We start from the raw sequence: 3,960 nt of genomic DNA, 5'->3' as shown, positions 1-3,960 counted from the left end.
CCGGGGCCCCCGGGGGCGGGTTCACCCCCCCCCCGCCCCGCGGGGCCAATTCGCCCCCCCCCACCCCCCCGCCGCGCGACAGCCGCTGGGGGGGGTGGCCCAGCTCCCTGGCGCGCAGGCAGCGCCAGGTCAGCGCGGCGCCCAGCTCGGCCCGCGCCGCCGCGTCGTAGCCGGACAGGTGGAAACTGAACCCGCACAGCCGGATCCGCTCCCGCCCGGCCAGCAGGGTGACCGCCTCGTCCAGTTCGGCCCCGGTCATGCCGAACCGGCTGTCCGAGCCGTCCGGCAGCACACGCAGCAGCACGCGCGCCTCGAGCCCGGCGCCCAGCAGCCGATCCAGCTCGTCGAGCGCGTCGAGCGCGATCACCGCGCCGTGCCGGGAGGCCAGCCACAGCAGCTCCGCCGACTTCGCCGGCCCGGTGACCATCAGCTCGTCACCGCGCACGCCCTGCGCCAGCGCGGCCGTCAGCTCGCCCACGCTGGAGACGTCGACGCCCGCGCCCTGCTCGGCGCACGCCCGCGCCACGCATGCCGCCTTGTTCGCCTTCTTGCCGTAGTAGACGACGCCGTCCACGCCTGCCGCCGCGAACGCCCGCTGGAACTGCGCCACATTGCGCCGCACCCGCGCCGGGTACATCAGATGGAACGGCGTGCCGACCGCGAAGGCGATGTCGCCCAGCAGATCCGGGTCGGCGAGCACCCGCTCCTCCCACGGATCGAGCAGGGCGGGCATCGGCGGCGCCGTTAGCACCCGGGACGCGTTACCCGGTGCCGCGTCGTGCCCGGCTGCCGTCGTGCCGATCGGCTCCTCCTGCGGGTCGGCCGGCAGCGGGGAGGGTGTGGTCCAGATGGGCAGGGGCACGGTCATGTCGGGCAGCGGTGGCGGCTCGGGGGCGGGCGGGGGCGTGGTGTCGGGCGTGTCCGCGGGCGGGGGCACGCGCTGGGCCGGGTCGATCTCGAACAGGACCATGTCCCCGGAGTCCGTGGACGTGGTGAGGCCGACGGCGGTCTCTAATCCCACAGAGTGACCTCCGTGCCGCGTCCCTGGGCGATGGCGACCTCGGCGAGGGCGTGCGCGACGGCGATGTCGGTGAGCACGAGGCCGCTGTTGTAGACGAAGATCTTCTCCTCGTCGGAGCGGCGGCCGACCGCGCGCCGGTCCAGGATGCGGGGGAGTTCGGCGTCCACCTCGCGCAGCCTGCCGTCCGGGCCGGCCATGTCGGTGCCGGTCAGGCGCATCTGCTCGGCGCTGGTGGCGATCACCCGGTCGGCGGCGGCCAGCGTGGAGGGCGCGAGGCCGTAGCCGACCAGCACGGCGGTCGAGCCGGGCGCCAGGTCCTCGGCCTCCAGCGCCACCTCGGTGCCGGGACCGGCGGTGGCCAGCACCACGTCGGCGCGCGCGGCGGCGGCCCTCGGGTCGTCGACGGTCTCCAGCAGCGCGTGCCGGTCGTAGTCGGCCAGCTGCCGGTGCACCGCCGCCAGGCCCTCCGGGTGGGTGCCGTACACCATCAGCTTGCGCAGGTGCGGGTTGGCCGCCAGCAGATGTGGCAACGCGTTGCGGCCCTGGGTGCCGGTGCCGATGAGCAGCACGCTCTCCGCGCCGCGGCGGACGGTCTCGCGCACCAGCAGCGCCGACACCGCCGGGGTGCGCAGCGCGCCCACCCTGGCGCAGTCCATCATGGCGATGGGCGCGCCGGTGGTGTCGTCGTAGAGCGTGATGGTGGTGTAGTAGCGCTTGGTGGAGCGGTCGTGGCCGGGATCGAACTTGTAGCTGGTCTTCATGGCCACCACCCGGCGCCTGCCGTCGCGGCCGAGCATGGCATAGGCGACCGACCAGCCGTCCGGGTTCGCCACGCTCAGCTTGCGCGGGTTGTCCGAATCTCCCGCCGCGAACGCCAGATAGGCGTCCTCGACGGCGCGGACCACCTCGCCGGGCGTGATCGGCACGTCGGCCAGATCGCTGCGGCTGAGCACGCGCAGCGGCGTGCTCCGGTCACGAGTGTTCACGGCGTCCTCGTCCATCAGAAGTCGTATCCCGCTCCGCTGCCGATCCGAACGGCCCTGTGCCGAAGGGAGCAACGATCTGCTGCCCGTAGCCATTCTCGTCGGCCTCGGCTCGCCTGCGCCGCCGTTCCGGTACCCGGATGTTGACGCGTTTGAGCCAGCGGTCGGTGCCGTCGTACCGCGGGGTGAACGGGACCCGGCCGTGCACGGCCACGTCGTTGTCCACCAGCAGCAGTTCGCCCGGCGCGAGTGCGACGGTGACGCAGACCCGCTCCAGTTCCGCGCCGAGGCGGGCGTAGGCGCGGCGGAAGTCGGGATCGGCATCGTCGAGCGGGGTGTAGGCGGGATCGTAGCGCAGCGTGGGATGGGTTGCGCCGTCACGGTTTCCGTGGTCGCCCGCGGCGTCCTGCCACAGCGTCGGCAGCGGTGGCGCCGGGTGGCCGAGGTGGTCCTCGCCGTAGGAGACGTCGGGCAGGATCGGCAACGTCGGGGTGGCCAGCAGCGCACGGTCGGCGGCGTCCAGATCCACCCGGAGCGCCGAGGACACCGTGGTGCCCACCGCGTCCGGGTTGCGCAGGCAGGCGAGCATGAGCAGGTTGGCGCGTTCGGGGTGGAAGGCGTCCTCGGTGTGCGGGCTGAGCAGGGTCGTGCTGCTGGCGCCGGACTGTTCGAGTTCGTGACCTGGGGTGGGCAGGATGTTGTTCACCAGCCTGCCCGCCTGCTGGCCCGCCCAGCCGAACGGCTCGCCCGCGCACCGGGCCAGCAGCAGCGCCGCGATGTCGAGGCTCAGCGATTCGCGCCTGCCCGGCTCGGCCGCCCGCCTGGCGGCCTCGCGCCAATCCTTCGGTGTGGCACCCAATTTCGCGTCGCAGACCGGTAGCCTGCCCAGGACCACGGCTCCCGCGCGACCGTCGGGCGGGCGGACGGCGGCGGCGACCTCGGCGGGCAGTTCGCCGACGCGCGTGTCCACCAGGTCGACCAGGGCCGGATCGGTGAGGGTGCGGGCGCGTTCGGCGGCCTCGGGTGAGCGGGTGAGTGTGTCGGAGATCTCATCGGCCAGCGCGCGGACGGCGTGGGCGGCGGCCGGATCGAGCTCGCGATGTTCGATGTCCAGAGGGTGAAGCGTCTTACGTTCGGGGAGAACGCTTTTCACCTGGGAGTTCCCTTCTTCGCATAGGGTCGAAAAGCGGTGGGAGCGAATGGAATGCGAAGGTAGTCGGTCACTTCCACTTAAGCAAGCCTTACCTAATAATGTCGCCGAAAAATAGCGGAATCGCATGAAAGGCTAGAGCGTTCACGGGGTCCCCGGCGTGATTTGCGTGACCTACCGAGTGGTCTGTGATCGGCCGGGTCGGCGTCCGCCGCCGAAATCGGCATTATTGAAAGGTGATGTGGAAGAAGTCCGGCGTCGCCGCGACCGCCGTGGTCGCCGCCGTGGTCGCCGGATGCGGAGTGGGGCAGCCGCCGATCCCCGACGACATGCCGCCCGGCCCGGGGACGCCGCTGCCGATGATCGACATCGAGGCGCCCGGCCGCGCCGCCCTGCAGTTGCGGGAGTGGGCGCAGGAGCAGTCGGGGCGGCTGCGGATTCCCACCGTCGCCCTCGAGGCCTACGGCTACGCCGCCGCGGTCATGGCGGTCTCGCGCCCGGAGTGCGGCATCGCCTGGACCACCCTGGCCGGCATCGCGAGCGTGGAGAGCAAACACGGCACCCACCGCGAGGCCGAACTGCACGACGACGGCGTGGTGCGCCCGCCGATCATCGGCATCGCCCTCGACGGCGCCCCCGGCGTCGCCACCATCACCGACACCGACGGCGGCAGATACGACGGCGACCCGGTCTACGACCGGGCGGGCGGGCCGCGGCAGTTAATACCGGAGCCCGGGCAGCGCTGGGCGGTGGGCGCCAACGGAGACGGGGTGCTCGACCCCCAGAGCATCGACGACGCCCCCCAG

General features: G+C 72.8%; 4 protein-coding genes. 1 reads left to right on the top strand and 3 read right to left on the bottom strand.

What is annotated here, in order from left to right; all coding sequences use genetic code 11:
- The 3 genes from QH283_RS26380 to QH283_RS26370 form a co-directional block, all read right to left on the bottom strand.
- Positions 1-1,021 (bottom strand): alanine racemase (locus QH283_RS26380; protein ID WP_280505634.1); only part of this gene is annotated, 1,021 nt, incomplete at its 3' end.
- Complete coding sequence (locus QH283_RS26375) at positions 1,012-2,022, bottom strand: ornithine cyclodeaminase family protein (RefSeq protein ID WP_280505633.1); 1,011 nt, start codon at positions 2,020-2,022, stop codon at positions 1,012-1,014. The genes QH283_RS26380 and QH283_RS26375, both read right to left, overlap by 10 nt.
- Positions 1,994-3,157 carry a TauD/TfdA family dioxygenase gene (locus tag QH283_RS26370; RefSeq protein ID WP_280505632.1) on the bottom strand — a complete coding sequence of 388 codons (1,164 nt, stop codon included), beginning with the start codon at positions 3,155-3,157 and terminating at the stop codon, positions 1,994-1,996. Before QH283_RS26370 ends, QH283_RS26375 begins: the two co-directional genes overlap by 29 nt.
- 236 nt (positions 3,158-3,393) lie before the next feature.
- Here QH283_RS26370 and QH283_RS26365 point away from each other — a divergent pair.
- Positions 3,394-3,960 (top strand): murein transglycosylase (locus tag QH283_RS26365; protein ID WP_280505635.1); only part of this gene is annotated, 567 nt, incomplete at its 3' end.

Source organism: Nocardia farcinica (assembly GCF_029867845.1).
Classification (GTDB): domain Bacteria; phylum Actinomycetota; class Actinomycetes; order Mycobacteriales; family Mycobacteriaceae; genus Nocardia; species Nocardia farcinica_A.
The sequence above is the reverse complement of the archived record's forward strand: the minus strand, read 5'-3'. Positions and strand labels throughout refer to the sequence as shown.